The sequence below is a fragment of the Branchiibius sp. NY16-3462-2 genome, from assembly GCF_001594145.1.
In the GTDB taxonomy this organism is placed as follows: Bacteria; Actinomycetota; Actinomycetes; order Actinomycetales; family Dermatophilaceae; genus Branchiibius.
Genome location: NZ_LVCF01000042.1, coordinates 162,702 through 183,389, shown reverse-complemented (window position 1 = coordinate 183,389; position 20,688 = coordinate 162,702). Strand labels below are relative to the sequence as shown.

Sequence of the window (20,688 nt, the reverse complement as noted above, 5' to 3'; positions counted from 1 at the left end):
TCAGGTGAGCGTGCCCTCCTCCTGCGCACCGGTCGCGGCATCGAGGCCCGCTTGAGCACCGGCCGCTGCATCATCGGCGGCTTCACCGGCACCCGGCTGCTCGTCCCGTTGGTCCTCCCAGCCGGGCGGCGGTCCGCCGTGACCCGGACCGTGGCCGTGGCCGTGACCCGGGCCGTGCTCGCCGAAACCACCGGGGGGCGGTCCGGGCGGGAAGCCCTCGGGACGCTGCGGGACACCCTCGCCCTGCGGCTGCTCGGCGGCGTCGCCGGTCTGCTCGTCACTCGTCGTCTGATCGGTCATGAAACACCTCACTGTGTGATCAGCGCCTGGACTGGCGCCTACCTCCATCCACCCACCTGACCGCGGCCCATGCCAGCGAACCGGGGGGTCCCACAGGAACTCGATAGCCACCACATGGAGGTTCCATGGGGGTCGGCGGGGTGTTGGATGGACGCATGGCCGATCCCGTGATCGAGATCTCCGGACTCACCAAACACTTCGGTTCGTTCGCGGCTCTCGACGGGCTCGACCTGAGCGTTCCGGCGGGCACGATCGCCGGCTTCCTCGGACCGAACGGCGCGGGCAAGTCGACCACGATCCGGATACTGCTCGGTCTCTACCGGCGCGACGGCGGCACCGCCCGGCTCTTCGGCGCTGACCCGTACGCCGATGCGGTGGCTCTGCACCGACGCCTGGCCTATGTGCCCGGTGACGTGACGCTCTGGAACCACCTCACCGGTGGCCAATGCATCGACCTGCTCCTGGGGCTGCGCGATGTCCGTGGAGCGACCCGCCGCGACGAACTGCTGGAGGTCTTCGAACTCGACCCCACCAAACGGTCCGGCACCTACTCCAAGGGCAACCGGCAGAAGGTCGCGCTGGTCGCAGCCCTGGCTGCCGATGTGGAACTGCTGATCCTGGACGAACCCACCTCCGGCCTCGATCCGTTGATGGAGGCCCGCTTCCAGGAGCAGATCCGGGCCGCCCGCGAGCGTGGGACCACCGTGTTGTTGTCCAGCCACATCCTCGGCCAGGTGCAGGACCTGTGCGACGACGTCACGATCATCCGTCGCGGCAAGACGGTCCTGACCGGAGCCTTGTCGCAGTTGCGGCACGTGACCCGCTCGGGAGTCTCGGCGGTCGTGAAGGACGCGATCGGCGTACGTGAGGGGTTATCGGCAGTGGACGGCGTCTCGGACCTGAGCGTCGATGACACCAAGGTGCACTTCACCGTGGACGATGCGACGGCGACGGCGGCCGTGGCGGTGCTGGCGCAGTACGGCGCCCGGCAGCTGGTCGTCGAACCCCCGACGTTGGAGCAACTCTTCCTGAGCCAGTACGACCAGCACGAGCCGTGATCGAGAACTCCCGGCGGTTGACCCGCCTCGCCTTCCACCAGGAGATCCGCTGGTTGCCGATCTCGGTCGTCGTCTTCGCGCTGACCTACCTCGCCACGTTGAAACAACTCTCCGACCTGGCCGGCACCGTCGCCGACCGGCGCGACATGCAACAGTCGTTGGCCGGCAACCCGGCGCTCAAGCTGATGCTCGGACCGCTGGATCACATTGAGACAGTTGCCAGTACCACGTCGTGGCGCATCGGGCTCTTCATGCTGACGGCCTTCGGCGTCCTCATCGCCTTCACGGTCAACCGGCACACCCGGCGCGAGGAGGAATCGGGCCAGCTGGAACTGGCCGGTTCGGCGGCCGTCGGGCGGCTGTCGCCCCTGGTTGCCGCCATCGCGGTCGCCGCCGCGTTGACCGTGCTGACCGCCCTGGTGACCGCGCTGCCCTTCCTGGGCTACGGCGCGACCGGGCATCAGGTGCTGGTGCAGATGGCGCAGTACGTCGGTGTCGGAGTGGCCGTCGCCGGCGTCACGTTGCTGGTGGCCCAGGTGGCCACGACCGCACGACAGGTCTCCTCGATCACCTCAGCGCTCGTGCTCGGCGGCTACCTGCTGCGCGGCGCCGCGGACACCAACGACTCGGTCTCGTGGTTGCGTTGGACCAACCCGATCGGCTGGGTGCAGACCATGGACCCGTATGGCGATCCCTCCTGGTGGGGTCTGCTGTGGTGTGTGGTGGCGGGCGTGGCATCCGTGGTGCTGGCGGTCATTCTGCGCGAGCGCCGCGATCTGGGCAGCGGGGTCATCGCGCCACGGCCCGGACCCGCCTCCTCCCACGGCTTGCGATCGGTACCCGCCGTCCTGTGGCAGGCACAGTGGCGCACCTTCACCGGCTGGTCGATCGGCATCCTGGTCTTCGCTCTGATCGTGGGCTCGCTGGTCTCCTCGGTGGCCGACACCTCCGGGATGCCGCCGCAGTTCCAGGAGTATCTGCGCAGACTCGGTGGCCCGGGCGCCCTGACGGGGGCGTTCCTAGCCGCGATGGCGGCCTTCTTCAGCGCCGCGATCGCCTTCTGGCTGGTGTCCCTGGTGGCCGACCTGCGGCGCTGGGAGACGCGGGGACAGTTGGAACTGGCCCTGTCGACCGGTCGCGCCCGCCGGACCTGGATGCTGACGGTCATCGCGATCGGACTGATCGGCACTGTCGTGCTCCTGCTGATCGCTGCGGTGGGCGTGGCGTGGTTGGGTCGGACCCATCTGACCGCCTCCGACGTCCTGCGGGCCATGCTGGTCCAGGCACCGGCAGCCTGGCTGATCTTCTCGATCGCTCTGCTGTTGTTGGGCGTTCGTCCGGCGTGGACCGCCGCCGGCTGGGTAGTCGCGGCGCTCGCGTTCCTGGTCGGCGAACTCGGGGTGGCCTTCGGTCTGCCCGGCTGGGCGCTGGATCTGTCGCCCTTCACCCACACCCCGAAGGTGCCTCAGGTCCCGATCACCTGGACCCCGCTGGTCGTGATGACCCTGCTGGCGGCCGTCCTCGCGGCAGTTGCTGTCGCAGCATTCGACCGTCGGGATATCCCCTCCTGATCCGCACCCCGCCCGAACGCCAAGGCCCGCATCCCCACAAATCTGAGCGCAGTGCCCCACAATGGCCCACGTGGCTGTGCCCCAACACTCGGTCGCCCCGACCCGCGTCGCCGCGACCGTCTTCATGCGCCTGTGCGGCCTGGGGATGCTCGGGTTGGTGTTCGTCACGATCATCAACCCGCGCTTCGCGACCTTCGACTACTCCCGGGGCTGGGCACTCGGCGTACTCGTCGTGCTGCTTGGCATGGTCGCGGCCGCCCATCTGCCGGTGGTTCAAGACCGGATGTGGCGCGTACGGCGGGCGCGCTGGGACCGGTTGGCCCTCCCGGTCGGAGTGCTCTGCTGCCTGGTGGCCGCGGTCGTCGGCCACACCACCTATTACTTCACGACCTGGGACTCCAAGCTGATCGAGTTGATCGCGCAGGACAGCCCCCGGGTCACGACGTACTACCACGACTACATGTCCCGGTACCCCAACAATCTGCTGTACCTGGGCTTTGCGCGACTGGCCGTGGGAGTGTCGCGTAACACCGACCTGTCGTTCGGCGGGGTGTTCCTGCTTTTCAACATCGTCGCCTTCGCAGTAACCCTGGTGGGCCTCTACCTGGTCGTGCGCCGGGTGCGCGGCGCGGGCGCCGCTGTCGCGGCGATGGTTCTGCTGACCGCCATCGTGGGCATCAACCCCGCCATGGCGATCGCCTACACCGACATCCCCGGACTATGGACCCCGATCTGGGCGGTGTGGTTCTTCCTGCGCGCCCGGGATGCCGCCAACTGGGCCACCGCCTCTGGATGGGCCTTCGGCGGCGCCGCCATCCTGGGTTTCGGCTACGACTTGAAGACCACGCCCATCGTCGGGGTCGGCGCGGCCGCGATCTGGTTCATCGGGGTCTACCTCGTGCGCCGCCGTGATCCCCTGCGCGTTGTGGCCTGTCTGGCGATGCTGGTCATTGGTACGAGCGCCGGTGCCATGCTGACCCAGTCCGTTGCCGCACGACTGTCCCCGTCGCTGAACCTGAACCCCGCGATCGTGACCACCCCATGGCAGTACGTCGCGGCCGGAGTGAGCATCGAGACCGACGATGGCGTCGTGCACTACGGGGGCTTCAGCCGGGAGGTGAACTCCAAAACGTTCAACAAACCAACCGCCGAACAAGTCGAGTTCTCCAAGAACTACATCGCCGAGCGGTTCGAAGAGCGTGGGCTTTCCGGGATGGTCGCCTTCGAGTTCGACAAGGCCAGCTTCACCTGGGGTGACGGAATGCTGTTCGCGTACGGCGAGGGGCAGGACTCCAAGGCGCTCCCGCTCGTCACCGGCCCGGGTGCCAGCGTTGTCACTGCGTGGAACTCCCCCTCAGGGTCCCTGTGGTTCCAGCGCATCGCCCTGGCCCAGGCCGTGTGGTGGCTCCTCCTGCTACTGATGGCTCGTCAATGGCTGGTCGGCCGGGTGACGAGTGACCAGTTGCTCTTCCTGTTGAACGTGCTCGCCATCGGACTCTTCGTGCAGGTGTTCCAGGGCCGGGCGCGCTACTTGACCGGCCATATCCCCATTTTCGTCGCCATCGCCATGACGTTCTGGCCGGTGTTCACCCGATCCGCGACCGGCGTGCCGGGCGGCCGGCGGGCCAGACGTCGCGCTGCGGAAGACGACCGGATGGTCGCTCCCACGCCGGCTGGCTAGCAGCCCGATCCCGGCCCTGACCACCGCTTACCCAGCCGACCGCTGGACTTGTGGACGGCGACGCATGGTCGCGTCAGCCACTTCGGGCCCCCGGTAGACCATGTCCATTGCCCCGATGCTCTCCCCGGGCGGCACGATCGTGTCGATGCGGTCCATGATCTCGTCGGTGAGGACGACGTCGGCTCCGGCCAGCGTGTCCTCGAGTTGTGCCATGGTCCGCGGCCCGGCGATCGCCGAGGTAACGGCGGGATGAGCGATGGCGAACGCCATCGCGAGGTGGCTGAGCTTGATACCGACGTCGTCGGCCAGCGCGACGAGCTGCTCCACAGCGGCGAGGCGTCGCTCGTCCCGGAAGTGCGACATTCCGGTTCTGGTGGACCCAGTTCGTGGCCACCAAACAGGGACTCGCGGCTGCCCTGCATTCGGGCGATACGGCGTACGAGTCGCTGGCACAGGCGTTTTCAACGACCCTCGTGCCCACACTCGATCAGCTCCTGACGTCGGCCAGGGCCGCAGGTGAGCCCATCGCCGCCGTCGACCCCAACGAATTCCTCAGCGCCGTCGTCAACCTGTGCCAGGGCCCCGGGGGCGCGCAGTCCGAGCGGGCCGAGCGGATGGTCCGGCTGCTCCTGGCCGGACTGCGGGCCGGATGACCCACCGCGTGTTCTATCGGTGACGCCTGGTCAACCACACCACCGCAGCGAGCACCGCGCCGGCTCCGGCGAGCTGCTTCCAGTAACTCTTCAACAGAACCGGCAGCACGGCGGTGCCCAGATCGAGCGCGTCGTCGGAGTCGGCCTCTACCGGGCGCAACGGCTCAGTGGTTCCTCTCGGCGCAGTCGAGGCTGTCGTCGAATCCGGCGCCGGCGCGGGTGGGGCTGCTTCGTCGGTACCCACATTGGCTGCACTCGACACCGGCGGTTCGGCAGGAACCGGTGTCTGCTCCTGGTCGTCCGGCTCGGAGGATTTCGGCACTGACGACGGCTCCTGCGCCGGCAGTTCCTGCGCCGACTCGGCCGACAGCCGCTGCTCCAGGCACGCGACGAACTGACCGAGCAATTTGTCGGAGACGTCCTGCATGACACCGCGGCCGAACTGTGCCGGTTTGCCGGTGATCGCCAGGTCGGTGACCACTTCCACGTCAGTCGCGCCACCGTCGGCGGAGGCCATCGTCAAGGTGACCTTCGCGCCGGCCGTACCGTTGCCGCGTTTGTCCTTACCTTTTGCATCGACGACGAACCGGTGGGCGGTGTCGTCCTTCTCCACGAAAGTGCCAGAACCGTTGTACACCAACGCAATCGGTCCGAGTTTGACCTTGACCGAACCGGCGAAGGAGTCACCATCGACCGACGTCACGGAGGCGCCGGGGAAGCACTGGGCCACCGAAGCGATGTCCTGGAAGTGCGCCCAGGTCTGGTCGATCCCGGTCGGGACCGTGAACCGGTGGGTGAGATCCATCAGACTCCTGCCGCTGCCAGGACCGCGCGTCGGGTGAGCACCTGGGCCAGGTGCCGGCGGTAGTCCGCGTCGCCGTTGAGGTCACTCGGCGGGTTCGTGCCCTCGGTGGCCCGCTCGGCCGCTGCGCGAACGCCGTCCTCAGTGGCTTCCGCACCGACCAGCGCTTCCTCGACGCCGCGCGCCCGGATCGGGGTGGACCCCATGTTGGTGAGCCCGACGCGCGCTTCAGCGACCGTGCCGCCCTCCGCGCGGACCGCAGCAGCCACGGCCACGATCGGCCACTGGTGGGCGACGCGCACGAACTTCTCGTAGTGCGCGCCCCACCCGGTGTGCTTGGGAATCCTTACCTCCGTGAGGATTTCGTCCTCACCGATCGCGGTCTCGAAGAGGTCGACGAAGAAGTCGTCAGCCTCGACCGTGCGGGTGCCGCCTGGCCCCTGGATGACGAACTGGCCACCCAGGGCGATTACCGGCGCACCCAGGTCACCGGCGGGATCGGCGTGGGCGAGTGCGCCGCCGAACGTCCCGCGGTGGCGGACCTGTGCATCCGCAAGGTGCTCGACCGCTTTGCTGATCAACGCCGCGTGCTGCGCCACCAACGGATCGGATCCGACCACCGAGTGCGGGGTCATCGCGCCGATCACGATGGCATCGCCGTCCTCGCGTACGCCGCGCAGCGAGTCGATCTTGCCCAGGTCGATGATCATCTCGGGTGCGTTGAGCCGCATGCGAAGCACCGGCAACAGGCTCTGCCCGCCCGCGATGATCTTGGCGTCGTCACCGTGCTCGGCCAGCGCCGCCAGGGCATCTTCGACCGAGGTTGGTGCTACGTAGTCGAACGCTGCGGGGATCATGCGCCCGCTCCTTCCGTGCTGCTCTGGCCGGGAACTTCCTGATTACCCGCTGCGCCGTCACCTTCGAAGTGCGGCATGGCCGCGCCTTCGGTGGCTTTGGCGCCGCCGCCGTTCTGGATCGCCTTCCAGACCCGCTCAGGGGTGCAGGGCATCTGGATGTCCGAGACGCCGTACGGGCGCAGGGCATCGACCACGGCGTTGACCACGGCAGGGGTGGAGGCGATCGTGCCAGCCTCGCCAACGCCCTTGACTCCCAACGTGACTGACGTCGCCGGAGACACGGTGTGGTCGATGTCGAAGCTGATCGTGTCGGCGGCGGTCGGCAGCAGGTAGTCCACGAACGAACCGGACACCAGGGTGCCGGAGTCGTCGTAGACCGCCTCCTCCCAGAGCGCCTGGGCGATGCCTTGGACCAGACCGCCGTGGATCTGACCGGCCACGATCAACGGGTTGATGATGTTGCCGATGTCGTCGACGCAGACGTACTTACGCATCTTCAGGGCACCGGTCTCGGTGTCGATCTCCATCGCGCACAGGTGGGTGCCATGCGGGAAGGAGAAGTTCGTCGGGTCGAACGTCGCGTCGGAGTCCAGGCTCGGCTCCATACCGTCGGGCAGGTTGTGCGCGGCGAAGACCGCACCCGCCACCTCTCCGATCGCCAGACCCTGGTCGGTGCCCCGCACGGAGAACCGGCCCTGGTCGAACTCGATGTCATCCACCGAGGCCTCAAGCAGATGTGCCGCAACGGGTTTCGCCTTCTCGATAACCTTGTCGGCAGCGCGGACCAACGCCTCGCCCCCGACCGCCAACGACCGGGAGCCGTAGGTGTCCAAGCCCTTGTGCGCGACCGCGGTGTCACCGTGCAGGATCTCGACGTCCTCGAAGGCGACCCCCAGACGGTCGGCCACGATCTGGCTGAACGCCGTCTCGTGACCCTGACCGTGGGCCGACGCCCCGGTCGTGACCTCGACCTTGCCGGTGGCCAGCATCCGCACCGAGGCGTACTCCCAGCCGCCGGCGCCGTAGTCCAGGCTGCCGAGCACCCGGGAGGGCGCCAGACCACACATCTCCGTGAACGTCGAGACGCCGATGCCGAGTTGCACCCTGTCGCCCCGCTCCCGGCGCTCCTTCTGCTCGGCGCGCAGGTCGTCGTACCCGAACATCTCGGTGGCCTTGGCTGTGGCCGCCTCGTAGTTGCCCGAGTCGTATTCGAGCCCGGCCACGGTGGTGAACGGGAACTCCTCGTGCTTGATCCAGTTCTTGTCCCGGACCTCCAACGGGTCGACACCCAGCTCAGCGGCGAGTTCGTCCATCATCCGCTCGATGCCGAACGTGGCCTCCGGGCGACCGGCGCCGCGGTAGGCGTCCGTCCACGTCTTGTTGGTGAGGACCGTCTGGCAGGCGAAGTGGTAGGCGGGGAACTTGTAGATCGCGTTGAACATGAACGCACCCAGGACGGGCACACCGCCACCCACCAGCGCGACGTACGCGCCCAGGTCGGCCAGCAACTCCACCTTGAGTCCGGTGACCGTGCCGTCCTTGGTCGCCGACAGCGTGAGCTTCTGCCACTGGTCGCGGCCGTGGTGAGCGCTGATCAGCGACTCGGACCGGGTCTCGGTGTACTTGATCGGCTTGCCCAGGCGCCGGGCGATGGCCCAGGTGATCCACTCCTCCGGAGTGGCCTGCAGCTTGCCGCCGAAACCGCCGCCCACGTCCGGGGCGATGACCCGGATCTTGGATTCGGGTACGCCGGTCGTGGCCGCGAGCGCGAACCGCAGGATGTGCGGGATCTGGGTGGCCGACCACATCGTCAGCTGCTCCCCCGTGGGGTCCACAACCACCGACCGCGGCTCCATGAACGCCGGGATCAGTCGCTGTTGGCGGAACTCGCGCTCGATGACGACACCGTCAGTGCGTGCCTTGGTGATGGCTTCTTCGACGTCGCCGCCCGTGCCGGCCTCGGCGGAGTCGAAGACCCACAAGGCCGACTTGTTGGTGCCGAGGTCGGGATGCGCCAAGGTCGTGTCGGCCGCCGCGTCCTTGAGGTCGAGCGCCGCTGGTAGCTCGTCGTATTCGACGTCAACGAGCTCGGCAGCGTCACGTGCCTCGGCGGCACTGCGGGCAACAACGACCGCCACGATCTCCCCTGCGAACGCCACCCGGTCCGCGGGCATCGGCGAATGGTTCGGCGTCTTCTGGTCGGGCGTGATCGGCCAGGCGTTGATGCACACGCCGAGTTCCTCGCCGAAGTCCTTACCGCTCAGCACCGCAACGACATTCGGCGCCTCGGCAGCGGCCGACGTGTCGATGCTGGTGATGGTCGCGTGCGCGAACGGGCTGCGCACCATCGCCAGGTGCAACATCCCGGGCAGGACCAGGTTGTCGGTCCACCGGGTGCGGCCGGTGATCAGGCGCTGGTCCTCCTTGCGGCGGCGCTCCTTACCGATCTCCCGGTCAACGGCCTCCGCGGGACGCTCTTCGGTGACGGTCATGACTGCGCTCCCGCCGCTTCCTTCACCGCTCGCACGATGTTGTGATAGCCCGTGCACCGGCACAGGTTGCCCTCCAGCCCGAGGCGGATCTCCTCCTCGGAGGGGTCCGGATTCTCTTGCAGCAGAGCGACACTCTGCATGATCATGCCCGGCGTGCAGTAGCCGCACTGCAGACCGTGGCACTCCCGGAACGCGGCCTGCACGGGGTGCAGTTCGCCGTCCTTGGCCAAGCCCTCGATGGTCGTGACCTCACCCCCGTCGGCCTGCACCGCCAGCACGTTGCACGACTTGACGCTGGTGCCGTTCAGGTGAACCGTGCAGGCCCCGCAGTTGCTGGTGTCACAGCCGATCACGGTGCCGGTCTTGCCCAGCTTCTCGCGTAGGTAGTGCACCAACAGGGTGCGGGGTTCGACGTCGTCGGAGACCTTCGCCCCATCGACGGTCAGACTGATCCGGGTCATGGCTCTCCTCAGACAACGAGTGTGGTGCTCGTCACACTAAGTCGGCCGGGTTGGCAGCCGGTTGGCGAGGGTTACCTTGCCCGGGTCACTGCCGCGCTGCGGCCAACCGGCCCTTGAGCAGGGGCACCGCCCGGTGCGTGGGCGACAGCCGGGACAGGCACACCTCGAACACCTGGGTGTCGTACGGCGATCGCTCGGCGTAGCGCAGCACCGCGTCCGGATCGGGGTCGGCCAGGAGTGCTTCACGCACGGTCACCGCCAACTGCTCGGCCAACTCGACCAGCGCGGGCGAGTTGGTGCCCGGCAGCAGGTCACCGCCGTACGCCTCGACGGCGGCGGCGGTCCGGCCGCGACGCACGAGCCCCAACACGAGTTCCACGTCGGTGGCCACCGGGGTGGTCAGCCGGTAGGGCCGCGATGCCAATTGGCCACCGAGAGATGCTCGCAGGTGGGACACCTCGGCCTTGAGGGTCGAGGTCGTCACGGCCAGGTCGCCGTACACCAGCGCATGCAGTTGTTCCAGCGACAGGCCCTGCGGATGCAGCGCCAGCAGGGCGAGGATCTCGGTCTGCCGGCGACTGAGCAGCAGTCGTTGCCCGTCCAGCCAGGTCTCCGCCGTGCCGAGCAGCCGCATGACCAGGCCCGGCTCGTCCGGCTCCTCCACCGCGCTCAGACCCGGATGGGTCCGCGACATCGGCAGCGCGCTCTCGATCAGCCGGGCCATCATCCGAGCGGTCGCCAGTCCGATCGGGTGGGTGCGGTCCCAGGTGGTCGACAGATCGATGACGCCCAGCTGCGCGCCAGTGAACGGGTCCACCACCGGCGCTGCCCAGCACACCCAGTTGTGCACCACCGACGCGTAGTGCTCGGCGCTGAACACCATGGACGGCTCGCCCAGCCGGTTGGCCAGATCCAACGCGTTGGTGCCGACCGACTCGTCGTCCCATCGACCGCCGGCGACGAAGTTCACGCTCTCGGCCTTGCGCCGCATGACCCGCCCGCCGTAGGTCCACAGGATCCGGGTCTGCGGGTCGGTCACCGCGATGACCAGGTCACCGTCCTCGGCGGTGCGCCGCAACTCCGCCTGGATGCGCTCCACCGCGGTCTGCAGTGGCGAAGCATCCCAGTACGCCGCAGTCTCGCCCTGGTCGGCCAGCGGCGCCTCAGACACGTCGGGAGTGATCGACGCTGCCGAACGCGCCCAGCTGTCAAGGATTTCCGGCCGGACTGTGGTGACCGGGTCGTCAGCCTCCCCGACGAACGAGGTCCACGCGCGCACCGCCGCGACGCGTCGCGATTGCAACTCGCTGCGTGCCACCCGGCCTCCTGTACGACGCCCGAAAACCGTTGCCAATCACGCTAACACGCAGCGCGTGAGCTGGATCACACTCCGGTGGGATGCTCCCGGTGGATCCGGCCGCGACCCGCGGCCAGCGGTTGCCCCGAGCCACCCCACCGCCCGGCGATGATCTCGGCGGCAATGCTGACGGCCGTCTCCTCAGGAGTGCGGGCACCCAGGTCGAGCCCGATCGGACTCGACAGCCGGGCGATCTCCGACTCCTGCAGTCCGGCCTCCCGCAGCCGCGCCAAGCGGTCCTCGTGGGTACGTCGCGAACCCATCGCACCGACGTACGCCACCTCGGGCAGGCGCAACGCCACCTCCAGCAGCGGCACGTCGAACTTCGGGTCGTGGGTGAGCACGGTCATCACGGTGCGCGGATCGATGCGGCCGGCGGCGGCTTCGGCCGCCAGGTAACGGTGCGGCCAGTCCACGACGACCTCGTCGGCGTCCGGGAACCGCGAGTGGGTCGCGAAGACCGGGCGGGCGTCGCACACGGTCACGCGATAGCCCAGGAAGCTGCCGACCTTGGCCACCGCCGCCGCGAAATCGATCGCACCGAAGACCAGCATCCGGGGCTTCGGCGCGAAGGACCACACGAAGACCCGCATCCCTTCGCCCCGTCGCTCACCGTCCGGCCCGTAGGTGAGGGTGGCGTTGGTCCCGGCCGCCAGCAGGCCGAGGGCGTCGTCGTGCACGGCATCGTCCGCGCGCTGCGAGCCGAGACTGCCCACGGTCGCGGCGCCGGGCCGGATAATCAGCCGGCGGCCCAGCCGCGCCGGATCGGGATGTTCGATGACGGTGGCCAGCGCCACGGGCTCACCGGCGTCGATGGCGGCGGCGACCTCGCCCAGTTCCGGGAAGGTCTGCTGGTTGACCTCCTCCACGTAGACGTCGAGGATCCCGCCGCACGTCAAGCCGACGGCGAAGGCGTCGTCGTCGGAGACGCCGTACCGCTGCAGGACCGGTTCTTTGGAGGCCACCACGTCCTGGGCCAGTTCGTAGACGGCTCCTTCGACGCAGCCCCCGGAGACCGAGCCGACCGCGGTGCCGTCCGGGCCGACCAGCATCGAGGCGCCGGGCGGTCGTGGCGCGGAGCGGAAGGTCGCCACCACGGTGCCCACCCCGACGGTCTTGCCGGCGGTCCACCACTCCAGCAGTTCCGGCATGACGTCACGCATCGGCGATCACCCGCGTCAATTCATCGAAGGTCGCCAGCGAGTGCCCGGCGACGAAGTCATCGCAGTGCGGCAATGCCGCCACGACCCCTTGCTGGATTGGCTCGTAACCGGCCTTGCCCCGGTGCGGATTCACCCAGACCACCCGGTGCGCGATCCGCGCGAGCCGCCCCATCTGCTCACCCAGCAGGCTCGGATCGCCGCGCTCCCACCCGTCGCTGAACACCACCACGACAGCTCCGCGAGCCAGACCGCGCTGTCCCCACCGATCGCCGAACACCTTCAGGGTCTCCCCCAGGCGGGTGCCTCCGGACCAGTCCGGGACTGCCTCCCCGGCAATCACCAGCGCCCGCTCCACGTCGTGGACGCGCATCGCCCGGGTCAGATGGGTCAGCCGGGTCCCGACCGTGAAGGTTTCGACGCTCCCGCCCTGCACCCGCAACGACTGGGTCAGCCGGTGCGCCAACCGCAGGAGCGCGTCCGCGTAGTTGCTCATCGAGCCGGAGACGTCGATCAACAGGACCACCCGTCGGGGTCGGACACTGCGTCGTCGCCACGCAACGGCCGCTGGTTCCCCCATCCACCGGAGCGAGGCCCGCAGCGTGCGCGGCGCGTCGACCCGACCACGGGCCGAGGGGCGTTGCCGCGCACTGTGCCGCAGCGGTGGCCGGGGTTGCAGGGTGGCGAACATGCCTGCGAGCCGGTGCCGTTCAGCCGCTGACATGGTGGCGACGTCGCGCTGCCGAAGCACCTCCGCGCTGCTGGCCATGGCCCGTACGACGTCCTGCCCTTCCGTGTCCCCCGCCCCTGAGCCCTCGGCGTCGGGCAATCCCGTTGTGTAGGAGACGCCACTGCGCTGGGCCGGCCGGGGCCGGGGCAGACCGTCCGGACCGAAAAAGGCGGTGAAGACCTGGTCGTACCGATCCAGATCCTCGGGACCGGAGCAGAGGGTGGCCCGGCCCGCCAGGTAGGTGCAGCGCTGATCGTCCATCCCCAACTCGGCAGCAGCATCGAGGAACTGCTGCTGCCGGTCGTGCGTGACCGGAACGCCGGCAGCGCGCAGCGCCCGCCCGAACGCCAGCAGGATCTCGTCACCACCGCGCAGTTCCTGGCCCATGGTCAGGCCCGCAACAACTGGTCGAGTGCGTGCCGCACCTTTTCTGAATCTTCGCGGTATTTCACCAGCGCCCCCAGCGTGGCGGATGCGGCGGCCAGGTCGATGTCCGTCGTACCCAGATAGGTCAGCGCCCGCGCCCAATCGATGGTCTCGGCCACGCCCGGGGGTTTCAGCAGATCACCGCGGCCGCGCACCTGCTGGGTGACCTCGACGACCTGCCGGGCCAACGCGTCGGACACTTCGGGGGCCCGGGTGCGCACGATCTGGACCTCCCGCTCCAGACCCGGATGGTCGATCCAGTGGTAAAGGCACCGGCGTTTCAGGGCATCGTGCAGTTCGCGGGTGCGGTTGGAGGTGAGTACGACGACCGGCGGCGTAGCCGCTCGGACGGTGCCCAGCTCGGGAATGGTGACCTGGTAGGTCGAGAGCACTTCGAGCAGGAAGGCCTCGAATTCGTCGTCGGCACGGTCGATTTCGTCGACCAGAAGCACGGCAGGGCTGTCCTGCGACGCCTGCAGGACCGGCCGGGCAAGCAGGAACCGCGGGTCGTACAGGCTCTTCTCGGCGTCTTCGGCGTCCGCACCACCGGCCGCTTCCAGCGCCCGCAGGTGCAGGATCTGCCGTGGGAAGTCCCAGTCGTAGAGCGCCTGGGTGGCGTCGATTCCCTCGTAGCACTGCATGCGCACCAGGGGCACCGACAGGATGCGGGACAACGACTCGGCCAGGGCCGTCTTGCCGGTTCCTGGCTCACCCTCCAGCAACAGCGGTCGCTGCATCCGAAGTGCCAGGTAGGTGGCCGCGGCAAGAGCGTCGTCGCTGAGGTACCCGTCCTGCTCCAGACCCGTCGCGACCTCGGCCGGGGTGTCGAACTGCATGTGACGCAGATTACGCCGCGCCGCGTTGGTCGCCGGTTGTAGCTACCGACCCCTCCGTCGCGCAGGGTTCAGTCGGCGGGCCTGGTGATGTAGATGCGGCCGGTGGGGCTGGTCCAGGTGCAGACCCCGTCGGGGGTCATGCTGACCTTCCAGCCGCCTTCGTGTTTGGCCCGGTGGTGATGGCGACACAACGGTTGCAGGTTACGGGCGGCGGTGGGTCCGTCGGGGTAACGGACCACGTGGTCCAGGTCGCACCGTTCGGCGGGGTGGGTGCACCCCGGGAAGCGGCAATGCTGATCCCTGGCCCGCACGAACCGGGCCAATCCCGCCCCGGGGCGGTAGGTTTTGTCGCCGGTCTCGGCGATGGTTCCGGTCAACGGGTTAGCTAACGCCCGCGACAGTTGAATTCCCAACACCTGGACGAGTTCCTCGATCGCGGCACCAGGAATCACCCCCACCCGCGGCAGCAGCACATCTTCGAACAACCCACGCCCAGGCGCGCTCGCGGCACGCCCATGCCCATGCCCGTCGCTTCGGCGCTGGCGGGTGGCGTTGGCCAGCTGTGGTGGGGGCCACCCGTCGGGCCACTGGCCGCGTTCATAAGCGATGAGTTCCTCGACCTGGGTGTCCAGATCGTTGAGTTGACCGCCTTGGTAGTCCCACCAGTCCTCAACCGTCATCCCCGGCGGCGGCACCGACCGGTGCACCGCCGGCACACCGGGCACCGGCGGGGGTTGTGCACCACCGCGGGCGCCAACCAGTTCCCGCGTCGGCTCCGGCTCAGCGATCAGCGCCGCGGGTTCGGCCAACGGGATCAGCAACGTCAACTGGGTGTCGACGATGGCCCCGTTCATCACCAGATCCGTCAACGCGTCCACCCGCGACTCAGCCAGCGTCTTGTCCGTCGTGCTGGCTACCTGCAGTTCCCTGGCGTGCTCGTCGATCACGGCTATCAGTTTCGCCGCGTCCAACGTGGGCATCACCGCGGTCACTTCCGATAGTCCCGGTTCGTGATGGGGGTGCACGAACACACCCACGGATCCCCGGCGCCGATCCTGGCTGGCCTCATCGGCGGCGACCGGGTCCAGTTTCGTCAGCAACCGCCGCGCTTTCGCGGCCAGTTTGCTGGAGGTGGTCCCCACCGGGTCGCCTTCCAGGATCCGTGCCTCAATCTCCGCGGCCACGTGCCCGGGAGAGCCGGCGGTCACGGAGGCGACCGCGGTCACTTTGCGTGATTCCAACTCCCCGGCACCGGCCAGATCCAGCAGGCCCGAGGTATAACCGGTCGCCTCACATGCCTGACCCAGCCGGGCACCGGCTTGGCGGTCGGTCCACCCCAACCGAGTAGCGACCTCCAAAGGAAACCACTCGTGCGCTAGATCCGCGGTGCCGGCCCCGCTGACGCCGTTGAGCCGCTCGCTGATCGCCGCGGCCTGCGCCAACCGGCGCGACTGGATCGCCCACGCGGAGTTCTGCACCTGCTGGGCCAGGACTGCTTCACCGACCAAGCCGTCCTGCGACAACGCCCCGCCACCCGCGGCGACCTTGCCGTACACCGCGACCAGCAACCGATGAGCCTCGTCCAACAGGTCCGCGACCGGCGCAGCGGCTATCACCGATTCAGCGATAAATCCGGTGCCCCCACCCATGAACACATCATACACGTGTTCGATGACAATGGTAACGGTGAATCTGGCCAATCAACCTGTGTTACAAGCGATTTCGAGGTTTCGCTGACGGCGTACACGCTAGCTCCTCAGCGGGAGTCGACGTCACGACCGGTGGCGAGGTCGCCGCACTCGATCAACTCGACGTCGCGGTGCGACAGGTAGTCACGTGCGCCGCGATCACCAACCGCGCTCTCGATCACCGGTTGCCAGTGCTCCCGCCCGAGGACAACCGGGTGACCGGGTCTATTGGCGTACGCCGCTCGGCGCAGTGTGCGGGTATCCACCGGTGATCGGGTGACTCGCTCAACCACGTCGCCGGACACGTCGGGCAGGTCGACCAGGGTGATGACCACCGCGTCCCCGTCTGTGCCACCTATCTCCCGCAGCCCGGCACGCAGCGACGCCGACATCCCCTCGGACCAGTCCGGCGCCACGACGATGCGAGCACCGGTGCCTTCGAGCAGGGCGGTGGGTTCATCGACCGCCGCGCCGAGAACGACGGTCACGTGGGAACAGCCGCCGTCCTGCAACACCTGCACCGCCCGCAGTAGCCAGGACGTCCCGTCGTCGTCGCGAACCAGCGCCTTCGGCTGACCCATCCGGCGCCCCGCACCCGCGGCCAGTAGCAGACCCTCAATCGTCATCGACAGCATCCTGGTCGCGTTCGATCAGCTTCAGCGCGAGTTGGAAGCGGGTGTCCACACCGTGCTCGGTCATCAGGTCCGCGATCCGCCGCCGGACGGTGCGCAGCGACACTCCTTGCGCCCGGGCGATCGCTTCGTCCTTCAGGCCCTGGCGCATCAGTTCCAGGACGCCCGTCGTCAGCGAGTCCGGTGTGGCGGCCATCGGCGCAGCGGTCGCCCACAACCGGTCGAACAACTCGACGAACGCAGCCACGACCACCGGATCACGCAGAACCACGAAATCGCCGTCGGGAGAACCCCATTCGGCGACACCCATCGCGACATCGCCGCCGAAGCAGACGAACCTCGTCGGCAGCGAGCCGGCGAGGCGCAAGTCGAAATCACCAGGATCGACCGGGCCGTCCGCCGCGCTTCGAAGCCATCGCACGACCCGGCCGCTGGCCAGTTGCGCGGCCACGCCGGGGCCGACCGGGGACAGTCCGCAGCAACGCACCTCTCCGGACGTGGCAGCAAGCAGGTGCTCGTAGGTAGCCACCACATCGGCCGCTTCGACCTGCTCGCGCGCCGGCAGAGTTGTCGTTGAAAGCGACTGTCCCACACCGTAATCCGCGACAAACGCGTCGATAGCGTCACGGACCCGCGCCAGCTCCTGCCGCCGGGTCGCCAACTGCGCTTCCTGCGCCGAGACGACCCGTTCCAGGGCGGCGCGGGGATGGTCTGCGATCAGCCCGGTCTCCGCGCTGACCCGGACCAACCGGTGCGCCCGTAGTTCGTCCAGCGCTGCGGTCACCTGCACCAGGGACCAGCCCAGCTCGTCCCGGTGCCGGTCCAGCGCGTGTCCCGGCTGCCGCAGCACCGCGCGATACAGAGTCTCCCCGTCGGGACCGATCTCCAACGCGGTCAGGCGAGCCATCGACGTACCGGAGGCTTAGAGACCCAACTCGCGCGCACCCAACGCCGAGGAGTCCCGCAGGAAGTCAGCACACCGACGTTCTTCGTCGGTCTCGCCGATCGCGCCGGCCGCACGGGACAGCGCCGCCAAGGAGCGCAGGAACCCACGGTTGGGCTCGTGCTCCCAGGGCACGGGACCCTGCCCGCGCCAGCCGGCTTTGCGCAGCGAGTCCAGGCCACGGTGATAGCCGGTGCGGGCGTAGGCGTAGGCCTCGACGGCGTGGTGCTCGGAGAGCGCGTGCTCGGAGAGGGCCGCCCAGACCAGGCTGGAGGCCGGGTAGTTCTCGGCGACCTGCTCGGGCAGTTCACCCTCGGCCAACGCCAGCGCGGCCGGATCCTCGGGCAGCCGAGTTTCGGGAACGCCGAGCAGATTAGACATGCGTCCCCGCGGATCCGAGCGCCTCGCACGCCTCGACGACGCGAGCGGACATGCCGGTCTCGCCGGCCTTACCCCAGGCGCGCGGGTCGTACTTCTTCTTGTCGCCGACCTCACCGTCGATCTTCAGGACGCCCTCGTAGTTGCCGATCATCCAGCCGGCGATCGGACGCGTGAAGGCGTACTGGGTGTCGGTGTCGACGTTCATCTTCACCACGCCGTACGACACGGCCTCTTTGATGTCGGCCTCGTCCGAGCCGGAGCCGCCGTGGAAGACGAGGTGGAACGGCTTGTCATCCGGGGTGTTGAACTCGGTGTGCACCGCCTCCTGGGCCGCTTTGAGCACGGACGGGCGCAGCTTGACGTTGCCCGGCTTGTAGACGCCGTGCACGTTGCCGAAGGTGAGCGCGGTCATGTAGTAGCCGTTCTCACCGGTGCCGAGGGCGCGGGCGGTGGCCAGGGCGTCCTCGGGCGTGGAGTACATCTTCTCGTCCTGCGCACCGACGACGCCGTCCTCCTCACCGCCAACAACACCGACCTCGATCTCGAGGATGACGTGCGCTTCCTTGCACTGGGCCAGCAGTTCCTCGGCGATCTGCAGGTTCTCCTCCAGCGGCACCGCGGAGCCGTCCCACATGTGCGACTGGAAGTAGGGCAGCCCGCCGCCCTTGACCCGCTCGATCGAGGCCGCCAGCAACGGGCGCACGAAGTCGTCCAGTTTGTCCTTGGGGCAGTGATCGGTGTGCAGGGCGATGTTGACGTCGTACTTCTTGGCGACCTCATGGGCGAACGCGGAGAAGGCCAGCGACCCGGTCACCATCTCCTTGACGCCCTGCCCGGAGAAGTACTCGGCGCCACCGGTCGAGACCTGGATGATGCCGTCGCTGCCCGCGTCGGCGAAGCCCTTGATGGCAGCGTTCAGGGTCTGGCTGCTGCTGACGTTGATCGCCGGGTAGGCGAATGCGTTCTTCTTGGCCCGGTCGAGCATCTCGGCGTAGACGTCGGGGGTTGCGATCGGCATGGCTCACTCCTGCGGTGTGCGGCTCTGGTACATCTATCCAACCACCCCGGGCATCCCCTCGCGTCGGAGCCGCTCAGCCGTCCAAACGCTGGACCCGCCGCAGCAGTTCGCGCCGTTCCGTCTCGTTCGTGCATAGGCCCAGCGCCTCGGCGTACGCCGATCGCGCAGCTTCCGTCCGACCGTCCCTGGTGAGCAACTCGGCTCGGGCGACCGCCAGTCGGTAGTTGCCCGGCAAGCGGTCATCGAGGCCTGCCAGCAGGGCCAGTCCCGCTGCCGGACCGTCGCACTCGGCCACCGCCACGGCGCGGTTCAACCGGACGATCGGCGACCCGGTCAGATGCTCCAGCATTTCGTAGAAGGTGCAGATCCGGCCCCAGTCGGTGGCCTCAGCGCTGGGAGCGGTCGCATGACATGCCGCAATGGCTGCCTGCAACCGGTAGGAGCGAGCAATGACCGAGCTGCCCAGCGGGACAGGGCTTTCCAGCAGCGCCAGCGCCTCGGCAATCTCATCGTGATGCCACTGGCTGCGGTCCTGTTCGGGCAGGAGCACCGCCTCACCGGCGGCGTCGACCCGCGCATCGCGCCGGGAATGTTGCAGCAGCATCAGCGCGTGCAGGGCGATCAGCGTCGGATCACTGCGCGTCGCCGGAGTTTGGGCGCGCACCAGCTGCACCAACCGGATCGCCTCCCCGGCCAGTTCAGTCCGAACCACCTGGTCACCGCTACTGGGTGCATAGCCTGCCGTGAAGGCAAGGTAGGCGACCGACGCCACCGTCTCCAGCCGCTGCGGCAACGCCTCCTGCGGCGGGAGGGCCAGCGGGATCCCGGCCGTGACCACCTTCTTGCGCGCCCGCGTCAACCGGGCTGCCATCGTCGGCTCGGGCACCAGGAAGAGACGGGCGATGTCCGCGGTTGACACACCTATCACCAACCGAAGGGTCAGGGCCGCTCCTGCCTCGGGTGCCAGCGCGGGGTGGGCCGCAAGAAGCACGAGTCGAAGCAGACTGTCTTGCTGCGTTGCTTCGTTGTCGTGCAATCGATTTCGCTCATCCATCACCATCAGTGGTTGCTTCTTCGCATGGGTGATCTCGGCGCGGATGGAGTCAACGATCCGGCGCCGCGCGGTGGTGAGCAGCCACGCGGACGGGTTGCCCGGCGTACCGTCGATCGGCCATCGCCGGGTGGCCTCCTCGAAGGCGGACGCCAGCGCATCCTCGGCCAGGTACAGACGCCGCGTGCTGGCGACGAGCAGGGCCAGCAACCGGCCCCACTCGTCACGCAGCAGTTGCTCGACCGGCGTCACTCAAACCCTTCGATCTGCACGCACGGCCGGATCTCCAGGGCGTACTCCGGCGGCAGCAGCCGGCACCACGCGACGACCTGGTCCAGATCGTCCGCCTCGACCAGATAGAAGCCGCCGATCATCTCGGCAGTCTCCGCGAACGGGCCGTCGGTGAGGGTGGCACCGCCGCGCAGCGTGGTCGCACTGTCGGTGTCGGCCAGCGCTTCGCCCGCGAGCAGCTTCTCGCCGACCGCCTCGTGGAAGGCCAGGTGCTGCTCGTGGAACCGCTCCTGCACCTCGGGTGCGACGTCGGCCCACATGCTGGGCTCATACGCGATCAGGACTAGATACTTCATCTGC

At 68.4% G+C, this 20,688-nt stretch carries 21 protein-coding genes; 4 read left to right on the top strand and 17 right to left on the bottom strand.

The genetic code is table 11. The features are described 5' to 3' along the window. Nucleotides 1-300: a hypothetical protein gene (locus tag AZH51_RS15815; protein WP_291525813.1), complete on the bottom strand. Its 300-nt coding sequence runs from the start codon at nucleotides 298-300 to the stop codon at nucleotides 1-3. Between the two features lie 155 nt (nucleotides 301-455). Here AZH51_RS15815 and AZH51_RS15810 point away from each other — a divergent pair, with 155 nt between their 5' ends. The 3 genes from AZH51_RS15810 to AZH51_RS15800 all read left to right on the top strand — a co-directional run bounded on the left by AZH51_RS15810 (nucleotide 456) and on the right by AZH51_RS15800 (nucleotide 4,610). Continuing rightward, nucleotides 456-1,358 carry an ABC transporter ATP-binding protein gene (locus AZH51_RS15810; RefSeq protein WP_291525812.1) on the top strand — a complete coding sequence of 301 codons (903 nt, stop codon included), beginning with the start codon at nucleotides 456-458 and terminating at the stop codon, nucleotides 1,356-1,358. Continuing rightward, entirely contained in the window at nucleotides 1,355-2,929 is a 1,575-nt protein-coding gene (locus AZH51_RS15805) for a hypothetical protein (protein ID WP_291525811.1), read from the top strand. Before AZH51_RS15810 ends, AZH51_RS15805 begins: the two co-directional genes overlap by 4 nt. Before the next feature lie 70 nt (nucleotides 2,930-2,999). Next, entirely contained in the window at nucleotides 3,000-4,610 is a 1,611-nt protein-coding gene (locus AZH51_RS15800; RefSeq protein WP_291525810.1) for a glycosyltransferase family 39 protein, read from the top strand. 27 nt (nucleotides 4,611-4,637) lie between these two features. Here AZH51_RS15800 and AZH51_RS15795 read toward each other — a convergent pair whose 3' ends face one another. Next, nucleotides 4,638-4,973 (bottom strand): aldo/keto reductase, encoded by a 336-nt coding sequence (locus tag AZH51_RS15795; protein ID WP_291525809.1) that lies wholly within the window; start codon nucleotides 4,971-4,973, stop codon nucleotides 4,638-4,640. Nucleotides 4,974-4,996: 23 nt separating this feature from the next. Between AZH51_RS15795 and AZH51_RS15790 the strand changes: the two genes are divergently transcribed. Then, nucleotides 4,997-5,263, top strand: a complete 267-nt coding sequence (locus AZH51_RS15790) for a hypothetical protein (RefSeq protein ID WP_291525808.1) — start codon at nucleotides 4,997-4,999, stop codon at nucleotides 5,261-5,263. A 13-nt stretch (nucleotides 5,264-5,276) separates the two neighbouring features. Here AZH51_RS15790 and AZH51_RS15785 read toward each other — a convergent pair whose 3' ends face one another. From AZH51_RS15785 to AZH51_RS15715, 15 genes are all read right to left on the bottom strand, one after another. Then, on the bottom strand, nucleotides 5,277-6,068 hold the full coding sequence (locus AZH51_RS15785) for an SRPBCC family protein (protein WP_291525807.1): 792 nt from the start codon (nucleotides 6,066-6,068) through the stop codon (nucleotides 5,277-5,279). After that, nucleotides 6,068-6,922, bottom strand: coding sequence for a xanthine dehydrogenase family protein subunit M (locus AZH51_RS15780; RefSeq protein WP_291525806.1), 855 nt, complete (start codon nucleotides 6,920-6,922; stop codon nucleotides 6,068-6,070). The genes AZH51_RS15785 and AZH51_RS15780 overlap by 1 nt, the downstream gene beginning before the upstream one ends. Continuing rightward, a complete protein-coding gene (locus tag AZH51_RS15775) occupies nucleotides 6,919-9,414 on the bottom strand; it encodes a xanthine dehydrogenase family protein molybdopterin-binding subunit (protein ID WP_291525805.1) in 2,496 nt (831 codons plus the stop codon). Before AZH51_RS15775 ends, AZH51_RS15780 begins: the two co-directional genes overlap by 4 nt. Next, on the bottom strand, nucleotides 9,411-9,875 hold the full coding sequence (locus AZH51_RS15770; protein WP_291525804.1) for a (2Fe-2S)-binding protein: 465 nt from the start codon (nucleotides 9,873-9,875) through the stop codon (nucleotides 9,411-9,413). The genes AZH51_RS15775 and AZH51_RS15770 overlap by 4 nt, the downstream gene beginning before the upstream one ends. An 85-nt stretch (nucleotides 9,876-9,960) precedes the next feature. Continuing rightward, nucleotides 9,961-11,193 carry a transcriptional regulator gene (locus AZH51_RS15765; RefSeq protein WP_291525803.1) on the bottom strand — a complete coding sequence of 411 codons (1,233 nt, stop codon included), beginning with the start codon at nucleotides 11,191-11,193 and terminating at the stop codon, nucleotides 9,961-9,963. A 65-nt stretch (nucleotides 11,194-11,258) separates the two neighbouring features. Beyond that, a complete protein-coding gene (locus AZH51_RS15760) occupies nucleotides 11,259-12,395 on the bottom strand; it encodes an XdhC/CoxI family protein (RefSeq protein ID WP_291525802.1) in 1,137 nt (378 codons plus the stop codon). Further along, nucleotides 12,388-13,509 carry a VWA domain-containing protein gene (locus AZH51_RS15755; RefSeq protein ID WP_291525801.1) on the bottom strand — a complete coding sequence of 374 codons (1,122 nt, stop codon included), beginning with the start codon at nucleotides 13,507-13,509 and terminating at the stop codon, nucleotides 12,388-12,390. The genes AZH51_RS15760 and AZH51_RS15755 overlap by 8 nt, the downstream gene beginning before the upstream one ends. A gap of 2 nt (nucleotides 13,510-13,511) precedes the next feature. Beyond that, entirely contained in the window at nucleotides 13,512-14,384 is an 873-nt protein-coding gene (locus tag AZH51_RS15750; RefSeq protein ID WP_291525800.1) for a MoxR family ATPase, read from the bottom strand. A gap of 68 nt (nucleotides 14,385-14,452) precedes the next feature. After that, nucleotides 14,453-16,033, bottom strand: coding sequence for an HNH endonuclease signature motif containing protein (locus AZH51_RS15745; RefSeq protein WP_291525799.1), 1,581 nt, complete (start codon nucleotides 16,031-16,033; stop codon nucleotides 14,453-14,455). 107 nt (nucleotides 16,034-16,140) lie between these two features. After that, nucleotides 16,141-16,698, bottom strand: coding sequence for a nucleotidyltransferase family protein (locus AZH51_RS15740; RefSeq protein WP_291525798.1), 558 nt, complete (start codon nucleotides 16,696-16,698; stop codon nucleotides 16,141-16,143). Continuing rightward, nucleotides 16,688-17,611, bottom strand: a complete 924-nt coding sequence (locus tag AZH51_RS15735) for a hypothetical protein (protein ID WP_291525797.1) — start codon at nucleotides 17,609-17,611, stop codon at nucleotides 16,688-16,690. Before AZH51_RS15735 ends, AZH51_RS15740 begins: the two co-directional genes overlap by 11 nt. A gap of 15 nt (nucleotides 17,612-17,626) precedes the next feature. Next, a complete protein-coding gene (locus tag AZH51_RS15730; protein WP_291525796.1) occupies nucleotides 17,627-18,028 on the bottom strand; it encodes a DUF3151 domain-containing protein in 402 nt (133 codons plus the stop codon). Next, complete coding sequence (gene fbaA, locus AZH51_RS15725) at nucleotides 18,021-19,046, bottom strand: class II fructose-bisphosphate aldolase (RefSeq protein WP_291525795.1); 1,026 nt, start codon at nucleotides 19,044-19,046, stop codon at nucleotides 18,021-18,023. The genes AZH51_RS15730 and fbaA overlap by 8 nt, the downstream gene beginning before the upstream one ends. A gap of 73 nt (nucleotides 19,047-19,119) precedes the next feature. Further along, nucleotides 19,120-20,349, bottom strand: coding sequence for a DUF6596 domain-containing protein (locus tag AZH51_RS15720; RefSeq protein ID WP_291525794.1), 1,230 nt, complete (start codon nucleotides 20,347-20,349; stop codon nucleotides 19,120-19,122). Next, nucleotides 20,346-20,684: a YciI family protein gene (locus AZH51_RS15715; protein ID WP_291525793.1), complete on the bottom strand. Its 339-nt coding sequence runs from the start codon at nucleotides 20,682-20,684 to the stop codon at nucleotides 20,346-20,348. The genes AZH51_RS15720 and AZH51_RS15715 overlap by 4 nt, the downstream gene beginning before the upstream one ends. Nucleotides 20,685-20,688 lie beyond the last annotated feature (4 nt).